We start from the raw sequence: 21006 nt of genomic DNA, 5'->3' as shown, positions 1-21006 counted from the left end.
CGGTGTGTCATTCAACATTTCAGGTGACTGAGCCACTGCATTCGCGAGCAAGCCCGCTCCCACATTTGATCTTCACAGCTTCAACTAAAGAGTCCGGCATACAAAATTTGTGTTGGGCGCCCGACTCGCCGGGCACCCAGCGGTCCATCAGGCTTGCGTCAGCTTTTTCACCGCACGTTCGAAGCGGTCCAGGCCTTCCTGAATATCGGCATCTTCCACCACCAGGCTCGGGGCGAAGCGCACCACATCCGGGCCGGCTTGCAGGATCATCAAGCCTTCGCGCTCGGCGGCGTTGAAGATGTCCTTGGCCTTGCCTTTCCAGGCATCGCTCAGCACGCAACCGAGCAGCAGGCCCAGGCCACGCACTTCGGTGAAGATGCCGTATTGCTGGCCAATCTTCTCCAGACGGGAAACGAACAGGTCGTGCTTGGCGTTAACGCCGGCCAGCACTTCTGGCGTATTGATCACGTCGATCACCGCTTCCGCCACCGCGCACGCCAGCGGGTTGCCGCCGTAGGTGGTGCCGTGGGTGCCGACCACCAGGTGCTTGGCCAGATCTTCGCGAGTCAGCATGGCCGCGATCGGGAAACCGCCGCCCAGGCTCTTGGCGCTGGTGAGGATGTCCGGCACGACGCCGTAATGCTGGTAGGCGAACAACTCGCCGCTGCGGCCCATGCCGGTTTGCACTTCGTCGAACACCAGCAGCGCGTTGTTCGCGTCGCACAGGTCGCGGGCACCTTGCAGGTACGACAGTTCTGCCGGCAGCACGCCGCCCTCGCCCTGGATCGGCTCCAGCACCACGGCGCAGGTCTTGTCCGAGACGGCGGCTTTCAGCGCCTCCAGATCGTTGTAAGGCACGTGGGTGATGCCGACGATCTTCGGACCGAAGCCGTCGGAGTACTTCGACTGGCCACCCACGTTCACGGTGAACAGGGTACGGCCGTGGAAGCTGTTCAGCGCGGCGATGATTTCGTATTTCTCGGTGCCGAAGCGGTCGAACGCGACACGACGGGCCAACTTGAAGGCGGCCTCGTTGGCTTCGGCGCCGGAGTTGCAGAAGAACACACGCTCGGCAAACGTGGCGTCGATCAGCTTATGGGCCAGGCGCAGGGCCGGCTCATTGGTGAAGACGTTGGACACGTGCCACAGCTTGTTGGCCTGTTCGGTCAGTGCACCGACCAGCGCCGGGTGGGCGTGGCCCAATACGTTGACCGCGATGCCGCCGGCAAAGTCGATCAGCTCTCGGCCCGCCTGGTCCCATACGCGCGAACCTGCGCCACGCACGGGGATGAAAGCGGCAGGTGCGTAGTTGGGAACCATGACCTGGTCGAAATCGGCACGTTGCACCGGGGCTTGCTCAACGGACATCGGAGTCTCCTGAAGAGGAACGCCTGCCTGAAACTGGCGGGCGATGCAGGGATTGTAAGGACAGTTTTCAGCGCGGCCTTGCCGCCAAGCGACAACTTCTTATAGCGCCAACCCGCGATTTTCGCGGGTTTACGCCAATGCGACAAATAGCATCGCAATGGCGCAGTTTAAACCGCCCGGGCCGGTTTTGGGCGGTCGGTGAGGCACAACTATCCAATGCCGTCGCCGATGGCCGTTTTGGTCTGCTGTTGATCTCATCCGCGCACAGGAACAGCGTCATGCCTGGAGATGCCGGCCGAGCACTGATGCCTAGCCGCGCTCGGACGGCACCGACGACAATTCGAACGGGCTGCTGCTGCGGCGCTGGTTGCGGTCTTCACGAGGGGTGGCGCCGAAGAAGTTGCGGTAGGCGCTGGAGAAGTGCGGCCCCGAGGAGAAGCCGCAGGACAGGCCGATCTGGATGATCGACTTGCTGGTTTGCATGAGCATCTGGCGGGCCTTGTTCAGGCGCAGTTCCAGGTAGTACTGGCTGGGGACGCGATTGAGGTATTGCTTGAAGATCCGCTCGAGCTGTCGTCGGGATACGCACACGTGCTGGGCGATTTCGTCGGTGGTCAGCGGTTCTTCAATGTTGGCTTCCATCAGCAACACGGCCTGGGTCAGCTTTGGATGGCTGGAGCCCAGGCGGTTTTGCAGTGGGATGCGCTGGCGCTCGCCGCCTTCGCGGATGCGCTCTACCACCAGTTCTTCCGAGACGGCACCGGCCAGTTCAGCACCGTGGTCACGGGCCAGCACCGCCAGTAGCAGGTCGAGTACCGACATGCCACCGCAGGCGGTCAGGCGGTCACGGTCCCAGTCGAACAGATGGCTGGTGGCGATGACCTTGGGGAAACGCTCGGCGAAATCGTCCTGCCAGCGCCAGTGCACAGCGGCGCGGTAACCGTCAAGCAGACCGAGCTGGGCCAGCGGATACACACCGGCCGACAGGCCGCCGATCACACACCCGGCACGCACCAGTTGCTTGAGGGCGGTGCTGAGCTGGGAGGCGATGACGGTCGGTGGCTCATCGGCCAGCAGGAACAGCTTTTGGAAACCTTCCAGCTTGCCAGCCCAGGGCTCACCCGGCAGTTGCCAGGCGCCGTCGATTGGCGGTTCGGCCTGCAAAAACGAGAGTTCGTACACCACGTCCGGATGCACCCGCTGAGCAACGCGCAAGGCCTCCTCAGCCAGCGCAAGCGTCAGTGCTTTAGTGCTGGGCCAAATCAGGAAACCAATTCGATGGGCAGTCATGGAGTGCTATCCGAAGCGAGTAACAGTAATGAAGACAAAGGCCAATGCTAGCCGGTAAACCAACACAAATCTCTAAAGCGGGTGAAGATCCAAATGTGGGAGCGGGCTTGCTCGCGAATGGGGTGGATCAGTCACCGGATGTATCAACTGATACACTGCTTTCGCGAGCAAGCCCGCTCCCACAGGGGATTGGGCAACCTCAGGATTGTGAAGCTTGCACTAATTCAGTGCATAAAAGCAGTTCTGTTTACTTCAAGCTGCCGGAAAGAAACTGCTGCAAACGCTCGGACTGTGGGTTTACCAGCACTTCGCGCGGGTTGCCACGTTCTTCAACGATGCCTTTGTGCAGGAACACCAGTTGGTTGGAGACTTCACGGGCAAAGCCCATTTCGTGGGTCACCACCACCATGGTCCGGCCTTCCTGGGCCAGGTCCTGCATCACCTTGAGCACTTCGCCCACCAGCTCCGGGTCGAGGGCCGAGGTGGGTTCGTCGAACAGCATCACCTCAGGCTCCATCGCCAGGGCACGGGCAATCGCCACGCGTTGCTGTTCACCGCCGGACATGTGGCCAGGGAACGCATCCTTACGATGGCCCACACCCACTTTAGCCAGGTAGTGCTCGGCCTTTTCCCGGGCGTCTTTTTTCGACATGCCCAAGACGTGCACCGGTGCTTCCATGACGTTTTCCAGCGCGGTCATGTGGGACCACAGGTTGAAGTGCTGAAACACCATCGACAGTCGCGAACGCATGCGTTGCAGCTGTTTCGGGTCTGCAGCCTTCATGGCGCCGTCTTTGTTGGCCACCAGTTTCAGCTCTTCGTTATTGAGCAGAATCTTGCCGGCGTGGGGTTGCTCCAGCAGGTTGATGCAGCGCAAAAAGGTACTTTTGCCCGAGCCACTGGACCCGATGATGCTGATCACATCACCGGCCGCGGCGGCCAGGGACACACCTTTGAGCACTTCATGACTGCCATAGCGTTTATGCAGGTCTTGGACTTCAAGTTTGTACATGCGGTCGGTTCTCACAAAAACAGTTGGTCAGTCGTTGAGCAAGCGCCCGTGCCGCAGCGCTTCGCGCCCCGCCACCTTGGCCAGCCAGAAACCCGCTTGGGCATAACGTAGCCGTTCAACGGCAAACAACACCCCAGACGTACCCGCGCAAACAATGCTCACGCGGTCGGACAAGGGATCGATCACTTCAAATATCGGGTCGCCGGCTTCGACTACGTCACCGGCTTTACGCAGGTAGCTGATCACACCGGCGTGGGGCGCGAACAACAACTCGGTGCCTTCGAAAGGCAGGCCTTCACAGGGTTCGTGCTGCGGCGCGGGCCATTCACCACGGATCAGGCCTTGCTCGGCGAGGAACGCCAGGATGCCTTCAGCGTGGAAAATCGCTTCGTCACGGCCAGTATCGGCCTGGCCACCCAGCTCCAGAGTCGTCGCCAGGCACGCCAGGGGAATCTGCGCCTCGGGGAACGCCCGGGCCAGGCGCAGCCACGGTAGCGAGCAGGCTTCGTCAAACGAACTGCCGCCGGAATCTTCCGCCAGCAGGCCGACCTTCACATTCAGGTGCGCCGACAGCGAACGCCACTGCGGCCAGTGTTGCGGCAGCGCGTACATGTGCAACGCGGCTTCGGCGTCGCAATGCAGGTCGAGGACCACGTCGGCGGTGCAGGCATGGCTCAGCAACACTCGCTGCATGCCTTGCAACTGGCTGCTCGGCGCCGGCAACGCATTGAGCGCATCGCTCATGGCCTGGCGGATCAAGCGCACATTGGCGTGAGGATCATCCCCCAGCTTGCCGTTGAGCAACTCGGTAACCGGCTCGCTCAACTCAACGAAGTCGCGGTTGAAATTCTTGCCGCTGCCGATCTCGAAACGGCCCTGGTGACTGCCTTGCAGCAGTTGCCCCAGGCCCATCGGATTGGCGACGGGAACCAGCTCGATCACGCCGTTGAGGGCGCCTTGCTGTTCCAGCTCCGTCAGGCGCTTTTTCAGCTCCCAGGCGGCGCGCATGCCGGGCAATTCATCCGCGTGCAGGCTGGCCTGGATATAAGCCTTGCGCTCGCCGCTACCGAAACGAAACACCGTCAGCTGGCGTTCGCAGCCCAGGTGACCCCAGGGCAACAGGTGATCGATACGTTCCATATCAATGCTTCCGTGGAGCCAGGTAGCTCAGCCAGCGGCCTTCGGCCAACTTGAACAGGCGCACCAGGATAAAGGTCAGGCACAGGTAGAACGCACCCGCCGTGATATAGGCTTCGAACGGCAAGTAGTACTGGGCGTTCACCGTGCGTGCGGCACCGGTGATGTCGATCAGGGTGACGATGGAGGCCAGGCTGGTGGTCTGGAGCATCATGATCACTTCGTTGCTGTATTGCGGCAGCGCCCGGCGCAGGGCCGATGGCAGCAGGATCCGGCGATACAGCTTGTAGCGCGACATGCCCATGGCCTTGGCTGCCTCGATCTCGCCGTGGGGCGTGGCCTTGAGGCTGCCGGCGATGATCTCGGCGGTGTAGGCGCTGGTGTTCACGGCAAACGCCAGGCACGCGCAGAAGGTCGCGCTGGACAGCAGTGGCCACATGAAGCTTTCGCGCACCGCTTCGAACTGGGCCAGGCCATAGTAGATCAAGAACAGCTGCACCAGCATCGGCGTGCCGCGAATCACATAGGTGTAGAGCCAGGCAACACCGTTGACGATCGGCTGCTTGGACACGCGCATCAGGCCCAGGGGCAAGGCCGCGAGCAAGCCGAAGAACAGCGAAATGGCCAGCAGTTTCAGGGTGGTCAGCAAGCCGCCGAGGTACAGCGGCATGGCCTCCCAGATGACGTTGTAGTCGAAGATCATAGATCAGCCGCCTTTACGCCTACCGAGTAGCGCTTCTCAAGATGACGCAGGGCCAGCAACGACACGCTGGTGATCACCAGGTACATCGCCGCCACTGCGAGGAAGAAGGTAAAAGGTTCGCGGGTGGCGTCTGCCGCCTGCTTGGCCTTGAACATCATGTCTTGCAGGCCCACCACCGAAATCAATGCGGTGGCCTTGGTCAGTACCAGCCAGTTGTTGGTAAACCCGGGGATCGCCAGCCGAATCATCTGCGGCACCATCACCCGGAAAAACACCTGGAACGGGCTCATGCCATACGCCAGGCCGGCTTCGGCCTGGCCCTTGGGAATGGCCATGAAGGCGCCACGGAAGGTTTCCGAAAGGTAGGCGCCAAAGATGAAACCCAGGGTGCCGATACCGGCGGCCAAGGGGTTCAAGTCAATGTAGTCGTTGTAGCCGAGCAACGGCGCAACGCGGTTAAGCAGGTCCTGACCGCCGTAGAAAATCAGCAGGATCAGCACCAGGTCGGGGATCCCGCGGATCACCGTGGAGTACAGGTCGCCCAGCCAGGCCAACCAGCGCACCGGCGAGAGGCGCAACGCGACCCCGATCAGACCCAGAACAATGGCCAGGGCCATGGACGACAAGGCGAGCTGAAGCGTCAACCAAGCGCCATCGAGGATGACAGCCCCGTAGCCTTTCAACATGATTCAGGTCCTCGAAAAGGGGGATGAAAAAATGGCGCAAACTTCAGAGATCCTGGTGCTTGCGCCATTCTGGACAGACAGCTGCGACGGTTTACTTGGCTTCTGGGCCGTAAATGTCGAAGTTGAAGTACTTGTCCTGGATTGCCTTGTACTTGCCGTTGGCACGGATCGCAGCGATTGCAGCGTTGATGCGGTCCAGGTTTTCCTTGTCGCCTTTACGTACCGCGATGCCGATACCGTCGCCGAAGTACTTGGCGTCGGTGAAGGCCGGGCCGGTGAACGCGTAGCCTTTACCGGCTGGCGTGTCGAGGAAGCCTTCCTGCAACAGGGTGGCGTCGGCCACGGTGCCATCAAGGCGACCGGCTTCTACGTCCAGATAGATTTCGTTCTGCGAGCTGTAAGGAACAATGGTGGCGCCTTTGGGAGCCAGCACTTCCTTGGCGAAACGGTCGTGGATCGAACCGCGCTGCACGCCGATTTTCTTGCCTTTCAATTCATCCAGGCTGTCGCTGACGGCAGTGCCTTCCTTCAATACCAGGCGAGCTGGGGTCAGGTAGTAGCGGTTGGTGAAGTCCACGGACTTCTTGCGATCGTCAGTGATGGACATCGAGGACAGGATGGCGTCGATCTTGCGCACTTTCAGCGCCGGGATCAGGCCGTCGAATTCCTGCTCGACCCAGGTGCACTTGACCTGCATCTGCTCACACAGGGCGTTGCCGATGTCGTAGTCAAAACCGACGATGCTGCCGTCCGGTGCCTTGGAGGCAAACGGAGGGTAAGCCGCTTCAATACCAATCTTCAGTGGCTTGCCTTCGGCGAAAGCCTGCATGGACAGCACGGACAGCGCCAGGGCGCCCAACAGCACGAGTTTCTTCATCTTGGGACTCCATCGGTATAGGGCAAAACAGCAGTATGAGCCAGGGCCCACGATGCGAATGAGTGAAACCGAATAGCGGTGCTGCGTCCTGCGCCAGTTCAGCATCGGCGACGACGAGCGAGTGATCGGCATTCTAACGACAGGCCGGAAGCCGATATTTCCTCAATGCGACAACAATTTACAGAAGCACCGAGAAAGCGGTTCCAGCACATTGACAGCCTCTTGATTTTATGCAGAGGCAAAAGATATTAAACCTGTTAACGCTGCAAGTTGCGGGCCTATTATTCGCAAACCCTTCTAGCACGGCAAGTGTAGCGTTGGATCTAATTTTTCAGGGCGTCTAAGACGCGGGTTTTCGGGGCAACGGCGTAGCACTTTGCCTCATGTTTGGGCGTGGGGTTACACATTTGCTAGGTTCGGTAACATTCAGAAACTTCCTACAACACAATCCGATATTTATTGGCTTTGTGTAAGTCGCCCCACTGAATGACCAATCTTGGAATGCAATCAAAATGTGGGAGCGGGCTTGCTCGCGAAGGCGGTGTGTCAGTGGGTGATGTGCTGGCTGACACGCCGCCTTCGCGAGCAAGCCCGCTCCCACAGGGGTTATAGGTCGCCTGTCCGATCGCACAAAAAAGCCCCACCCGGCCTACGCCGAATGGGGCTTCGTCCCACAAACCCGCCTTACGCGACGTTCATGGTCTTGTGCGTCTCGATCAAATGCGCCACCACACTCGGATCCGCCAGGGTGGAGATATCGCCCAACCCGTCGTATTCAGCGGTGGCAATCTTGCGCAGGATCCGGCGCATGATTTTCCCCGAACGGGTCTTCGGCAAGCCCGGTGCCCACTGGATCACATCCGGTGAAGCAATCGGCCCGATCTCTTTACGCACCCAGTTTTTCAACTCCAGGCGCAACGCTTCATTCGGCTCTTCGCCGTTTTTCAGCGTGACATACACATAGATGCCCTGGCCCTTGATGTCATGAGGCACCCCCACCACCGCCGCTTCCGCGACTTTCGGGTGGGCAACCATGGCGCTCTCAATTTCGGCGGTGCCCATGCGGTGGCCGGACACGTTCAGCACGTCATCCACCCGCCCGGTGATCCAGTAGTAGCCATCCTCGTCACGACGCGCACCGTCACCGGTGAAGTACATGCCACGGAAGGTCTTGAAGTAAGTGTCCACAAACCGGTCATGGTCGCCATACAGCGTACGTGCCTGGCCCGGCCACGAATCCAGGATCACCAGGTTACCCTCGGCCACGCCTTCAATCAGGTTGCCGAGGTTATCCACCAGCGCCGGTACCACGCCAAAGAACGGACGTGCCGCCGAACCCGGCTTGAGTGCATGGGCGCCCGGCAGCGGGCTCATCATGTTGCCGCCGGTCTCAGTCTGCCACCAAGTGTCCACGATCGGGCAACGGGATTGGCCGACGTTCTTGTAGTACCAGTCCCACGCTTCCGGGTTAATCGGCTCACCCACCGAACCCAGCAGGCGCAAGCTGCTGCCATCGGCGCCTTCGCAGGCGGCGGTGCCGGAGGCCATCATGGCGCGGATCGCGGTCGGTGCGGTGTAGAGGATGTTCACTTTGTGCTTGTCGACGATCTTCGCCACCCGGGTGATGTCCGGATAGTTCGGCACGCCTTCGAACATCAGCGTGGTCGCGCCGTTGGCCAGTGGGCCATAGACGATATAGGTGTGGCCGGTGACCCAGCCGACGTCGGCGGTGCACCAGTAGATTTCGCCCGGGCGGTAGTCGAACACGCGCTCGTGGGTCAGGGCTGCGTACAACAGGTAGCCGCCGGTGGTGTGCTGCACGCCCTTCGGCTTGCCGGTGGAGCCGGAGGTGTAAAGGATGAACAGCGCTTCTTCGGCGCCCATCTCTTTCGGCGCACACACGGTGCCCGCCACTTTCATCAGGTCTTCGTACCAGATGTCGCGATGCTGGTTCCACTTGATGTTGCCACCGGTGCGCTTGCACACGATGACTTTCTGGATGCTGCTGGTTTCCGGGTTGGTCAGGGCGTCGTCGACGTTGGCCTTCAGGGAAATTTTCTTGCCGGCACGAATGCCTTCGTCGGCGGTGATCACCACCTTGGATTTGCAGTCGATGATCCGACCGGCCAGGGCCTCTGGCGAGAACCCGCCAAACACCACCGAGTGAATCGCACCGATCCGGGCACAGGCCAGCATGGCGACCGCGGCTTCGGGAATCATCGGCATATAGATAGTCACCACGTCGCCGCGGTGCACATCCTGGCCGCGCAGGGCGTTGGCGAACTTGCAGACTTCTTCATGCAGCTCGCGGTAGGTGATGGTGCGGCTTTCGGCAGGGTCGTCGCCCTCCCAGATGATTGCTGGCTGGTCGCCACGCTCGGCGAGGTGGCGGTCCAGGCAGTTGTAGGAAACGTTGAGGGTGCCGTCGGCAAACCATTTGATGTCGACATGGTGATCGTCGAAGGAGGTCTGCTTCACCGTGGTGAAAGGCTTGATCCAGTCAAGGCGCTTGGCTTGCTCGCGCCAGAAACCGTCGGGGTTGACCACCGACTGCTGGTACATGGCCTTGTAGGTCGCCTCATCGGTCAGCGTATTGGCTGCTACTTCGGGGCGAACGGGGTACAGAGAAGCCGCACTCATCTTTCTTACCTCGGTGACATAGTTGTTGTTGTATGGCCCTGTTGTAGCCGGGCCGGACCTATAGAACCATTCGACGATGGTAGTAACAAGCCCCTACAAATTGCCCACCTATCCCCTGGCAGCGCTCTGGCCCGCGGCCCGTGGCGCTTTGCAGGTTTCTGAAAAAACCTTCATTTCGCGATTGTTACAAAAACCACCAATAGTGTTTATCAAAAGCACGGGTATATGAATATAACTCGGACGCCTAAAATCAACCTCGCCATCAAGGCACTGTGATTAACAACGTAACAGCCCCCACGAAGGCAACGTTAATCCGAACTTCCCAATCAAGTTACACACGTGGCCTCACAAGGGCCCCGTGACCCCTTTCGACCGCCAAAAGGTAAATAGTCAAATGAAAGCGTTATTAGTTATGGCCCTTAGCAGCTTGTGCGCCACCGCCGCCCTGGCCGACGAAGCCCCGACTGACGTAGCCAGCCAGAGCACTCCCATCGTTGAGGACTACACCTACAGCACCCACTTGGACGTCGCCAAAGTATTGTCCATGAGTGAAGTCCCGGATGTATGCCAAGTAGTACCGGTAAAGATGGAATATGAAGACTCACAAGGTCAGCGTCATATTCTTCAATATCAGGTCATGGGTAACGGTTGCTCTAACGGATAATAACTTCGTTAGTTTGAACTGAACCTGATCTTATTCGCCGCAAGAAATCGTTCTTGCGGCAAAGAGCCGGCTTATCCCCTACCGCTTGAATCGAATGCTACGATTGTGGCGCCGCCACCTCACCTGCAAGGCAGGATGCATTCATGCGAGCCAGTTTCGAAAAAATCCCCACCGAGGCGAACACCTCCTGGACCCTGCTGAACAGGCGTCTACCGGAGGCGATTCCGTTTGAATGGCATCACCATCCCGAATACGAACTGACCCTCACCCTCAACAGCCGCGGGCACCGCTATATCAGCAACGATGTGGCGCTCTACGATGATGGCGACCTGGTGCTGGTGGGCCCGAACGTGCCCCATAGCTGGTCTTCCGCCGAGCTGATCGACCCCGCCAAACCGCACATTGCCCTGGTCATCTGGTTTTCCGAGGCCTGGGCGGACTCGCTGGTGCAACTGTTTCCGGAGATGGGGTCGACGCGTGCGCTATTGGCTGCAGCGCGACAGGCGTTGAGTTTCAGTGATGCTACGTCCCGGGCGCTGCGCCCGGTGATCGAAGCCATGGTCGAGCAAGACGCTTCCCAGCGACTGATCTCGTTGCTCAGCGTGCTCAACACATTGTCCCGGGATATCGCCGCGCAGCGCATCGCGACGGAAAACGCCGCCCCTCACATCGTTGAAGACGCGCGCATCCGCCGCGTTCTGGACTACCTGCACGGCCACTATGCGCAACCTGTCGGCATTCCCGAGCTGGCGCAAATGGCCTGCGTCAGCGTTTCAGCCTTCCATCGCATGTTCCGCAAACACACACGCTGCACGGCGCTGGACTACATCGTCCGGCTACGCATCGGACATGCTTGCGCTTTATTGATGCGGGGCAACCTGGCGGTCAGCGCGATTTCCGAACAGGTCGGCTATGCCTCCCAGGCGTTGTTCAATCGGCAGTTCAAGGCGCACAAGGGCATGACGCCGTCACAGTTTCGGCTTCAACACGGGCATCACTTTCAATAAGCCGATTCTTCTATACGCCTCGAAACAAACGCCACAATCGTACTACTCAACGCTCCAAATCAGGCTGCCGCCCAAGCAGGCCGGGGTGATTCCATACCTGTATGCACAACAACAAGACAGGTCACCCCATGAGCAACTACCACACCTTCGAATGTGCCGAGCTGCCGGACGACTACAAGCGCAGCATCGTCGCCATGAAAAAGGCCCTGCGCGCGCAGATCGGCGACGTGCCTGGGCTGTTCGCCGAGGTCAGCGAGTTCATCAGGGCTGAAATCGCCTCGATCAAGGCCCAGCAGTCTGCCTGGCCCGAACTCGACTTTGAAACCATCGCCACCGGCCAGGTCACCGAAGCACAACGAGCCCTCATCAAGCGCCGGGGCTGCCTGGTGATCCGCAACCACTTTCCCAGGGAACAGGTGCTGGCGTGGGACAAGAGCCTGCTGGACTACCTCGACCACAACCTTTTCGACGAGGTGTATCGCGGCCCGGCTGACAACTTCTTCGGCAACCTCGAAGCCTCACGCCCGGAAATATTCCCCATCTATTGGTCCGACGCCCAGATGCAAGTGCGCCAACACGAACGCATGGGCGCTGCACAGTCGTTCCTGAACCGCCTGTGGACCTACAACTCCCAAGGCCGGCATTGGTTCGACCCAGACATCAATGCGCTGTACCCCGACCGCGTCCGCCGCCGCCCACCCGGCACCACCTCCAAAGGGCTTGGCCCCCACACCGACTCGGGCGCCCTGGAACGCTGGCTGCACCCCGCCTACCTCAAGGTGTTCGACAAGATCTACCGCAACGACTTCAAGTCCTACGACCCCTGGGACGCCGCCCATCGCACCGAAGTCGATGAATACGCCTACAAGGACACGGTGAAATGCTCGGCCTTCCGCACCTTCCAGGGCTGGACCGCACTGTGCGACATGCAGGCCGACCAGGGCGTGCTGCATACCTTGCCGATCCCCAAGGCCATGGCCTACATGCTGCTGCGCCCGCTGCTGGACGATGTCCCCGAAGATGAGCTGTGCGGCGTTGCGCCGGGCAAGGTGCTGCCAGTTTCAGAGAAATGGCACCCGCTGCTGGTCCAGGGCATGACCCCGATTCCGGACGTGCAGGCCGGCGATTCGGTGTGGTGGCACTGCGACGTGATCCACAGCGTCGCCCCCGTCGAAAATCAACAGGGCTGGGGCAACGTGATGTACGTGCCCGCCGCGCCCATGTGCCCGAAAAACCTGCGGTACGCCAAGGATGTGCTCAGGGCGTTCGAGCAAGGGGCCTCACCGGATGATTTCGCCCGGGAGGACTACGAGAAAGAGTGGAAAGACCGCTTCATGACGCCGCAACTGAACACCCTCGGCCGCAAAGGGCTGGGGCTGGAATAAGCACCGCTCCCTAAAACAACAAAAAGGGTTATCCCACATGAAAATCCCCCATCGCCTTGCCGTTGCCATCTCCCTCGCCAGCCTTTGCACGTTCGCCGCTCACGCAGCCGACAGCAAAGGCACTGTTGAAGTCGTCCACTACTGGACCTCGGGCGGGGAAGCCAAGTCTGTACAGGTGCTGCAACAACTGATCGAGAAAGACGGCTTCATCTGGCAAAACAGTGCCGTGGCCGGCGGCGGTGGCGCTGCTGCCATGACCGTCCTCAAGAGCCGCGCCGTCTCCGGCAACCCGCCCTCTGCCGCGCAGATCAAAGCTCCGGACATTCAGGAGTGGGGCAAGCTGGGCCTGCTGACCAGCGTCGACAACGTCGCCAAGGCCAATCACTGGGACAGCCTGCTGCCCGAAAGCATTGCGCAACTGATGAAGTTCGACGACCACTACGTCGCCGTACCGCTCAACATCCACCGCATCAACTGGTTATGGATCAACCCCGAGGTGCTCAAGAAAGCCGGCGTGTCCAAAGCCCCGGCCACCCTGGAAGAACTCTACGCCGCCGGCGACAAACTCAAGGCCGCCGGCTTCATCGCCATCGCCCACGGCGGCCAACCCTGGCAGGACACCACCGTATTTGAAGGCCTGGTGCTCAGCATCCTGGGCGCCGATGGCTTCCAGAAAGCCTTTATCGACAACGACGAAGCCACCTTCACCGGCCCCAAAATGACCGAAGTCTTCGTCGCGCTGCGCAAGCTGAAGACCTACATGGACCCCAACGGCGCAGGCCAGGACTGGAACATGGAAACCGCCAAAGTCATCAATGGCCAGGCCGGCATGCAAATCATGGGGGACTGGGCCAAGAGTGAGTGGACCGCGGCGGGTAAAAAAGCCGGGGCCGATTATGAATGCGTGCCCTTCCCCGGCTCACAAGGCATTTATAGCTACACCATCGACTCACTGGCCATGTTCAAACCGTCCAGTAAAAATGATACGCCGAGCAACAACGCGGCTCGCGACGACCTGGCCAAGATCGCCCTGGAGCCGCAATTCCAGAGCGTGTTCAACCAGAACAAAGGCTCCATCCCGGTGATCAAGGGCCTGGACATGAGCCAGTTCGACAGCTGTGCCCAGGCTTCCGCCAAGGACTTCGCCGAAGCCGAGAACGCCGGCACGCTGGAGCCGAGCATGGCCTTCAACATGTCCACGTCCCAGGCGGTGCAAGGGGCGGTGTTTGATGTGGTCAGCAACTTCATGAGCAATAAAGACGCGGACCCCGCCAAGGCTGGCAAGCAGATGTTTGCCAGCATCAAAGCCGCAGCCCAGTAACCCCCCCGCGACCCGTTCTTGCGCCAAACGGCGCAAGAACTTCCAGACCGAATCTGCCCCAGTTCGGCGCGCTGAAACAAACGCCTACCGCCCGTCAAAAAAATCCAAGCCAGGCAAAGCCTTGTAAACCCGGACCTTGGCTGCAAACACCACCATTTTGGCCGCTCACCGAGACCATCCGCCGCAACACAAAGTCGAATTTTTCCCTATAATGCGCGGGTAAATCGGGCCTGCAATATCCCTTTACATGGGGACGAAGAGCCAGACCTGAGGCCCCCGCTGGAGCCAGTAAGCATTGCTCCGCCCCTCAAGCCTCAAGCAGAACACCCGTAACCCTGATTCCGTTTAATGCGTGCGCTAGCTGCAACAAACGATTCCTTAAGATCCACCGCGGCCTTTGGGCCGTGTGAACACCCAACCATCCGGTTTCACACGGGCACCTTAGAGCCCTCACGCAGGAGACGACACGTCATGCTGAGCTGGGACGAGTTCGACAAAGAAGAAGACGGCGAAGTAGTTGCCAAAGGCGCCAACGCCGGCCACGCCACCGAAGCCAACATGGACCGCCTCGACGGTGCCGGCGCTGCCGCCGCCATCGAAGCCCGCGCCGTCACCGCCAATGACTCCGCCGCCATCGTGCGCGCCAAGGCCGCCCTCGACAAACTCGACGTCGCCGAAGGCCTCGCCGAACTCGAAGGCTCCGCCGCCCGCGTCGCCGTTGACGAAAAGCGCATGATCAACTGCCGCGCCGACCTCAACCAACTCGTACCCTTCAAGTACGACTGGGCCTGGCAGAAGTACCTCGACGGCTGCGCCAACCACTGGATGCCGCAAGAGGTCAACATGACCGCCGACATCGCCCTGTGGAAAAACCCGGAAGGCCTGACCGACGACGAGCGTCGCATCGTGATGCGCAACCTCGGCTTCTTCTCCACTGCGGATTCGTTGGTCGCGAACAACCTGGTACTGGCCGTGTACCGCCTGATCACCAACCCGGAGTGCCGCCAGTACATCCTGCGCCAGGCCTTCGAAGAAGCGATCCACACCCACGCCTACCAGTACTGCATCGAATCGCTGGCCATGGATGAAGGCGAGATCTTCAACATGTACCACGAGATTCCATCGGTCGCCAAAAAGGCTGCCTGGGGCTTGAAGTACACCCGTTCGATCTCCGATCCGAAGTTCGAAACCGGTACCGTTGAGACTGACAAAGAGCTGCTGCGCAACCTGGTGGCCTACTACTGCGTACTGGAAGGCATCTTCTTCTACTGCGGCTTTACCCAGATTTTGTCCATGGGCCGTCGCAACAAAATGACCGGCGTGGCCGAGCAGTTCCAGTACATCCTGCGGGATGAGTCGATGCACCTGAACTTCGGTATCGATGTGATCAACCAGATCAAAATCGAAAACCCGCACCTGTGGGATGCCGAGATGAAGGAAGAAGCGACCCAGATGATCCTGCAAGGGACTCAGCTGGAGATCGAATACGCGCGTGACACCATGCCGCGTGGGGTGTTGGGCATGAATGCGGCGATGATGGAGGACTACCTCAAGTTCATCGCGAACCGTCGTCTGTCGCAGATTGGTTTGAAAGAAGAATACCCAGGCACCACCAACCCGTTCCCGTGGATGAGCGAGATCATGGACTTGAAGAAAGAGAAGAATTTCTTTGAGACTCGTGTGATCGAGTATCAGACTGGTGGCGCGCTGAGCTGGGATTGATTCCTTAGCCAACTGAAAAGCCCTGACTTGTTCAGGGCTTTTTTGTATTTGCAGAGTGCCAAATCCTACAGTCTCGTAGGAAATTTCGTAGACGTGCTAGTGGCCACTCAGTATCGTCCGAGGACTTTCTACCCTCGGCGACTGTATGGATATTACAAAAGACAGCATCGACTGGAGCGACGAGGAATTAGCCGCGGCAGTCGAGACCTACTTGAAGATGTTGGCGTTGGAGAAGAACGGCCAACCCTTTAATAAAGCCCATGAAAACCGATTGCTACGTCAGGGACCAATCGCAGGTCGTACAGAAGGCTCCATCGAGTTTCGCATGCAGAATATCTCTGCGGTTCTGGTCCAAATGGGCCTGTATCGGATCAAGGGGTACAAACCTGCAAATAACGTGGGCTCGGGAGTAGAACAACAGATTCGCAAAGCCCTCACTGCCCTTCGTATATTTGAATCAGATGAAACAGCGCAAACTGCAGATGAACAAACCCTCGTCCGCCGAGCATCCAAGCTACTGCAGCAGCCCATCGAGAAGGTGCCGGACGGAATTGCGAAGCCACAGAAAGTGTCCATTGTCGGTACGGCTTTTGTTCGCGATCCCAAAGTACGCGCTTGGGTATTGAATGAGGCCAATGGCATTTGCGAAGGCTGCGGTTCAAACGCTCCCTTCGAAGTGGATGGCTTGCCATTTCTTGAAGTACATCACGTCAAGCACCTCGCCCAGAAGGGTTCGGATCGCGTTACCAATGCTGTAGCCTTGTGCCCCAATTGCCATCAGCGTTGTCACCGGTCGAGTGACCGGGATGTTTTCACCAAAGGGCTTTACTCCAAAATCATTAGATTGATACCGGAGTAAACTCCTGCTGTCAGAGCAGATGCACCTTCCAAAAAATAGTAGATAGGACCGAGACCCGCCCGTGAACCCAGACATGCTCGAATCCGGCCCCTTGGATGCCAAAGTACTCTCCGTCTTTGACTTCGACGGCACCCTGACCCACCACGACAGCTTCGTGCCGTTCCTGAAGTTCGCCTTTGGTAAAGGCGAGTTCGTGCGCAGGATGGTGAAGCTGGCGGTGCCTGGCGCGCAGTTTCTGTTGCGCGTCATCAGCCGTGATGAGCTCAAGGCGCAGTTGATCCGCACCTTTATGACCGGCGTGGATAAGGCGTGGGTTCAGCAGAAAGCGGAAGCGTATTGCCAGGCCTATTGGAACAAGTTGATGCGGCCAACCGGGCTGCAATCGGTGGCCGATGAGGTGAAGTCCGGGGCGGTGGTGACGCTGTGTTCGGCGTCGCCGGCGTTGGTGTTGCAGCCGTTTGCGGATCGGCTTGGGATCCGGTTGATCGGCACTGAGCTTGAGGTGGTTGACGGGGTATTGACGGGCAAGCTCACAGGGAATAATTGCCGGTGTGAGAATAAGGTGCTTCGGCTTGAGGCGGTTTATGGGGATCTGGGGGAGTATCGGCTCAGGGCCTGGGGTGATACGCGCGGGGATCGGGAGTTGTTGGCGGCGGCGCAGGATGCGCATTTTCGGCATTTTCATGCGAAGAAGAAACGAATCAAGCAACGCTGAATCGCCTGGACGACCTATCTGTGTGCGCTGGATTGACTGCCTTAGGCGGCGATCCAGTTTTCCACGATCAAGCCATTCACTCGCTTGAACTCACCTTCGTTGTTAGTCACCAAGACCAATCCTGAGCTTCTGGCGTGGCCCGCGATGTGCAGGTCATTTACGCCGATTGGAGTGCCCTTCTTTTCGAGATCGAAGCGGATCGAGCCGTAGTGAAAAGCGGCCTTGTCATCGTAGTGAATGACGTCAAGCCGGGAGATGAAGTCCTCCACCGCCCGAGTATTTCTCTCAACAAACTGGCTTTTTTCGGCCCCGTGCATCAATTCCGCAAGGGTGATCGAAGAGATCACCATACGACCTACATTCGCATTGAATTTTTCCAGTATTTCCATAGGCCGACGCTTGATGATGTAGATCACGATGTTCGTATCAAGCATGTACTTAATCATCAAAGGACTCTCGCTCTTGCTGGGTTTGGTCGGCGCGCTCCTCCATAAAATCATCAGATACCGATTCGCTTGCAAGGAAAAAGCTGTCCCAAGTGTTTTCAACCGGCGAAATAATCAGTTCGCGCCCCACGGCACGCACCTCTACAGTTTTCACCCCAGCGGGAAAACGCATATCAGCAGGGATGCGGATATTTTGTGTACGGTTATTGGTGAAGATCGTTCCAGTAGACATAAGGAACACCTCTCTAGGCATGGGAAGACAGGTAAGAATGATAGTTTGCAGGTGCTCTATTGCATAGCTCTATAGCAGCTACCCGACGAGCGTAGCCGAACAGTAGCTGTTGGTAGCGGCGCAGGAAGCGCATTTTCATGCGAAGAAGAAGTTGGGCAAGTTGCGGCGGTGATGCGGGTGGATAGGGTCTGCGGGTAGACCGAGTTGATCCCATCACAGCCTCGCTGGGGCTCGACAGCTCCCACAGGGGGTCTCTGTATGTCCTCAGGGTTGGATGAGCGGATTAGATTGGCGCTTTCAGATCCACGCCCAATGCCGTTGCGAAGGCTTTGACCAGCGGGCTTCGTGGGGCGTTGTGGCGCAGGATAAGGTTGAACGCTGTGCTCAGGTGGATCTGCTCCGGGCATAACACGCGCAGGCGCCCTTCCCTCACCAGCGGCGCGGCGTAGTGTTCGGGGAGGAAGCCCAGGAAGCGGCCGGTGAGAATGAGGATGGCCACGGCTTCTACCTGGGAGGCCGAGGCGGACTGGCTGTCGTAGCTGACGAAGTTGGCCTTGTCGCTGTGGATCGCGTAACGATGGTTGACCACTTCATGCTGGCGCAACACATCTGCGTTGATGTCACTTGCTTCAAACAGCGGATGCCCGACGGCGCAGTACGCGTGGGACTTTTCTTCGTATAGCGGGAAATAATCGAATTCTTCCCGTCGCTGGTACACCGGGACGATGCCGACAATCAGCCGCCCTTCCACCACGCCCCGTTCAACTTCGTCCAGTTGCGAGGCATGTAGGCGTAATCTTATTTTTGGCGACTCTGTATGTAATCTTCCCAGCGCGTTAATCAACGGTGAATTAACGTCGGAGACGGTGTTATCAATAACGCCCACACTAAGGTCGCCGATCAGTTCGTTCTGTGCCGAACTAAGCTTGTCCCTGAAACTGTCTACCGAGGCAAATAATTCAATGGACGCTTGATAGACTAATTTGCCTTCTTCGGTCAGGCCAAATCCTTCCCGCCCTCGCGTACACAGGCGCATGCCGATGCGAATTTCCAGGTCGGAAATCTGCTTGCTGATCGCCGCCAGGCCCACATTCAGCTCGTTCTGCGCCGCGCTGAAGCCGCCCGCTTCGACCACAGCCTTGAACACCCGCAGCAATTTGAAGTCCAGGCCGCTGAGTTGCAGGGGCGGTCTTGTGCCGGGTTTTGGCGGTATGTTTCCAGAATTGGAAAGTGGGGTTTCCATAATACGTGTTGACCTCAAGTGCCATATTCAACAGGCTTTGACCTACTCCATGAACATCGCCGGGCGGCAATAATGAACATACTTAACCGCCCTTGGCAACCTTGAATATAGCGGGTTGAACAGCTTTTACCGGCTGATTTAACGGCCATAAAAACCTGACACTACGATCAGGACTTTTCGTTTTGCTACTGCCCTCCGAATCCATAAGGCCAAGCCACGTCCATCGGGCTTGTCACTTCTAAAAACAAGCGTGAGGAACACCATGTCTCAGCCCACCGATCGCCTCTGGGGTGCTCGTTTCAAGTCCGGCCCGTCTGCTGCTTTGGCGGCGCTGTCCCGTTGCCCCGAGCGCTATTTTCGCCTGACGCCCTACGACCTGGCCGGCTCCCGGGCCCATGCCCGTGAGTTGCAGCGCGCCGGGTTGCTGGATGAGTCGGAAACCTTGCGCACCCTGGAAGCGCTGGACCGCATCGGTGAGGACTTTGCCGCTGGCCGCCTGCACCCGACGCTGGATGACGAGGATGTGCACACCTTCATCGAGCGGGTGTTGACCGAGCGTTTGGGCGCCCTGGGCGGCAAGCTGCGCGCCGGACGTTCGCGCAATGACCAGACGGCCAACGATTTGCGCCTGTTCCTGCGAGACCACGCGCGCACCATCACCACCGAGGTGTTGGGCTTGCAGCAGGCGCTGGTGGACCAGGCCGAGCAGCATATCGAGAGCATCTGCCCGGGCTTTACTCACTTGCAGCAGGCGCAGCCGATTGTGTTCGCCCATCACTTGTTGGCTCATGCGCAATCGATGCTGCGGGATGTGCAGCGCCTGGTGGACTGGGATGCGCGTACGGCGTTGTCGCCGTTGGGTGCTGCGGCGATGGCCGGCTCGGCGATTGCGCGCCAGCCGGAGCATTCGGCCAAGGAGATGGGTTACACCGGGCCGTGCGAAAACTCTATCGACGCTGTAGCCAGTCGCGACCACGTGGCGGAGTTTCTGTTTGTGGCGGGCATGCTCGGGGTGAATATTTCGCGGCTGTCGGAGGAGTTTTGCCTGTGGTCGTCGCGGCAGTTTCGCTGGGTGCAGTTGGACGATGCCTACGCCACCGGTAGCTCGATCATGCCGCAGAAGAAGAACCCGGACATTGCCGAACTGGCGCGGGGTAAAGCCGGGCGATTGATTGGCAACCTGACCGGGTTGATGTCGACGCTCAAGTCCTTGCCGCTGTCGTACAACCGCGATTTGAGTGAAGACAAACACAGTGTGTTGGACAGCGTGGATACGTTGCTGTTGGTGCTGCCGGCGATGGCCGGGATGGTCGCGACGATGAAGGTGCAGGTGGAAGAGCTGCGGCGTCAGGCGCCGATGGGTTTCACATTGGCAACTGAGGTGGCGGATTGGCTGGCCACTCGTGGTGTGCCGTTCAAGGAGGCCCATGAGATTACCGGTGCCTTGGTGCAGGCCTGTGAGAAGCATGAAATTGAATTGTGGGAAGCCTCGCCGGCGTTGTTGGCAGAGGTGGATACGCGGCTGACGCCGCAAGTGCGTGAGTGCCTGACCCTGGAAGCGGCGATTGCGGCGCGCAGTGGTTGGGGCGGTACGGCGCCGGATCGGGTGCGGGAGCAGATTGGGCGGTTGAAGGTGGCCCTGGCTGCGCAACAGAAGTGGGCAGAAAACTACACCGGCTTTCGAATTTAAAGATCGTTC

At 59.0% G+C, this 21006-nt stretch carries 19 protein-coding genes; 8 read left to right on the top strand and 11 right to left on the bottom strand.

What is annotated here, in order from left to right; translation table 11 throughout:
• Window positions 1-147: 147 nt before the first annotated feature.
• The 8 genes from HX869_RS00525 to acs all read right to left on the bottom strand — a co-directional run bounded on the left by HX869_RS00525 (window position 148) and on the right by acs (window position 9713).
• Window positions 148-1368, bottom strand: a complete 1221-nt coding sequence (locus HX869_RS00525; RefSeq protein ID WP_003214332.1) for an aspartate aminotransferase family protein — start codon at window positions 1366-1368, stop codon at window positions 148-150.
• 309 nt (window positions 1369-1677) lie between these two features.
• Window positions 1678-2658, bottom strand: a complete 981-nt coding sequence (locus tag HX869_RS00520) for a GlxA family transcriptional regulator (protein WP_003214334.1) — start codon at window positions 2656-2658, stop codon at window positions 1678-1680.
• A gap of 247 nt (window positions 2659-2905) precedes the next feature.
• On the bottom strand, window positions 2906-3670 hold the full coding sequence (locus HX869_RS00515; protein ID WP_003214336.1) for an ABC transporter ATP-binding protein: 765 nt from the start codon (window positions 3668-3670) through the stop codon (window positions 2906-2908).
• Window positions 3671-3697: 27 nt separating this feature from the next.
• Window positions 3698-4810, bottom strand: coding sequence for a succinylglutamate desuccinylase/aspartoacylase family protein (locus tag HX869_RS00510; RefSeq protein WP_177035190.1), 1113 nt, complete (start codon window positions 4808-4810; stop codon window positions 3698-3700).
• Window position 4811: 1 nt separating this feature from the next.
• On the bottom strand, window positions 4812-5510 hold the full coding sequence (locus tag HX869_RS00505) for an ABC transporter permease (protein WP_008435252.1): 699 nt from the start codon (window positions 5508-5510) through the stop codon (window positions 4812-4814).
• Window positions 5507-6196: an ABC transporter permease gene (locus HX869_RS00500; protein ID WP_003214341.1), complete on the bottom strand. Its 690-nt coding sequence runs from the start codon at window positions 6194-6196 to the stop codon at window positions 5507-5509. Before HX869_RS00500 ends, HX869_RS00505 begins: the two co-directional genes overlap by 4 nt.
• Window positions 6197-6287: 91 nt before the next feature.
• Window positions 6288-7073 carry an ABC transporter substrate-binding protein gene (locus HX869_RS00495; RefSeq protein ID WP_003214343.1) on the bottom strand — a complete coding sequence of 262 codons (786 nt, stop codon included), beginning with the start codon at window positions 7071-7073 and terminating at the stop codon, window positions 6288-6290.
• A gap of 684 nt (window positions 7074-7757) precedes the next feature.
• Window positions 7758-9713: an acetate--CoA ligase gene (gene acs, locus HX869_RS00490; RefSeq protein ID WP_003214346.1), complete on the bottom strand. Its 1956-nt coding sequence runs from the start codon at window positions 9711-9713 to the stop codon at window positions 7758-7760.
• Between the two features lie 394 nt (window positions 9714-10107).
• Here acs and HX869_RS00485 point away from each other — a divergent pair, with 394 nt between their 5' ends.
• The 7 genes from HX869_RS00485 to HX869_RS00455 all read left to right on the top strand — a co-directional run bounded on the left by HX869_RS00485 (window position 10108) and on the right by HX869_RS00455 (window position 17386).
• Complete coding sequence (locus HX869_RS00485; RefSeq protein WP_178902594.1) at window positions 10108-10377, top strand: DUF2790 domain-containing protein; 270 nt, start codon at window positions 10108-10110, stop codon at window positions 10375-10377.
• Window positions 10378-10520: 143 nt separating this feature from the next.
• Entirely contained in the window at window positions 10521-11384 is an 864-nt protein-coding gene (locus tag HX869_RS00480; protein WP_008435249.1) for an AraC family transcriptional regulator, read from the top strand.
• Between the two features lie 128 nt (window positions 11385-11512).
• Complete coding sequence (locus HX869_RS00475; protein ID WP_177035191.1) at window positions 11513-12769, top strand: DUF1479 domain-containing protein; 1257 nt, start codon at window positions 11513-11515, stop codon at window positions 12767-12769.
• A 37-nt stretch (window positions 12770-12806) separates the two neighbouring features.
• Window positions 12807-14090 carry an ABC transporter substrate-binding protein gene (locus HX869_RS00470; protein ID WP_177035192.1) on the top strand — a complete coding sequence of 428 codons (1284 nt, stop codon included), beginning with the start codon at window positions 12807-12809 and terminating at the stop codon, window positions 14088-14090.
• Between the two features lie 471 nt (window positions 14091-14561).
• On the top strand, window positions 14562-15812 hold the full coding sequence (locus tag HX869_RS00465) for a ribonucleotide-diphosphate reductase subunit beta (protein ID WP_169355882.1): 1251 nt from the start codon (window positions 14562-14564) through the stop codon (window positions 15810-15812).
• 145 nt (window positions 15813-15957) lie between these two features.
• On the top strand, window positions 15958-16671 hold the full coding sequence (locus HX869_RS00460) for an HNH endonuclease (protein ID WP_178902593.1): 714 nt from the start codon (window positions 15958-15960) through the stop codon (window positions 16669-16671).
• Between the two features lie 73 nt (window positions 16672-16744).
• A complete protein-coding gene (locus HX869_RS00455) occupies window positions 16745-17386 on the top strand; it encodes an HAD-IB family hydrolase (protein ID WP_003211514.1) in 642 nt (213 codons plus the stop codon).
• Between the two features lie 41 nt (window positions 17387-17427).
• Here HX869_RS00455 and HX869_RS00450 read toward each other — a convergent pair whose 3' ends face one another.
• The 3 genes from HX869_RS00450 to HX869_RS00440 form a co-directional block, all read right to left on the bottom strand.
• Complete coding sequence (locus HX869_RS00450) at window positions 17428-17832, bottom strand: type II toxin-antitoxin system VapC family toxin (protein WP_178902592.1); 405 nt, start codon at window positions 17830-17832, stop codon at window positions 17428-17430.
• Window positions 17825-18064, bottom strand: a complete 240-nt coding sequence (gene vapB, locus HX869_RS00445; protein WP_008432930.1) for a type II toxin-antitoxin system VapB family antitoxin — start codon at window positions 18062-18064, stop codon at window positions 17825-17827. The genes HX869_RS00450 and vapB overlap by 8 nt, the downstream gene beginning before the upstream one ends.
• 283 nt (window positions 18065-18347) lie before the next feature.
• Window positions 18348-19307 (bottom strand): LysR family transcriptional regulator, encoded by a 960-nt coding sequence (locus HX869_RS00440; RefSeq protein ID WP_178902591.1) that lies wholly within the window; start codon window positions 19305-19307, stop codon window positions 18348-18350.
• Window positions 19308-19569: 262 nt separating this feature from the next.
• Between HX869_RS00440 and argH the strand changes: the two genes are divergently transcribed.
• The gene (gene argH / locus HX869_RS00435; protein ID WP_102369728.1) at window positions 19570-20997 is read left to right on the top strand and encodes an argininosuccinate lyase; all 1428 of its coding nucleotides are present in this window, start codon (window positions 19570-19572) and stop codon (window positions 20995-20997) included.
• The last annotated feature ends 9 nt before the right edge of the window (window positions 20998-21006 follow it).

This window comes from Pseudomonas sp. P7779, from assembly GCF_013386315.1.
Classification (GTDB): Bacteria; Pseudomonadota; Gammaproteobacteria; order Pseudomonadales; family Pseudomonadaceae; genus Aquipseudomonas.
Note: the sequence above shows the minus strand (reverse complement) of the source record. Positions and strands in the feature narration are given on the sequence as shown.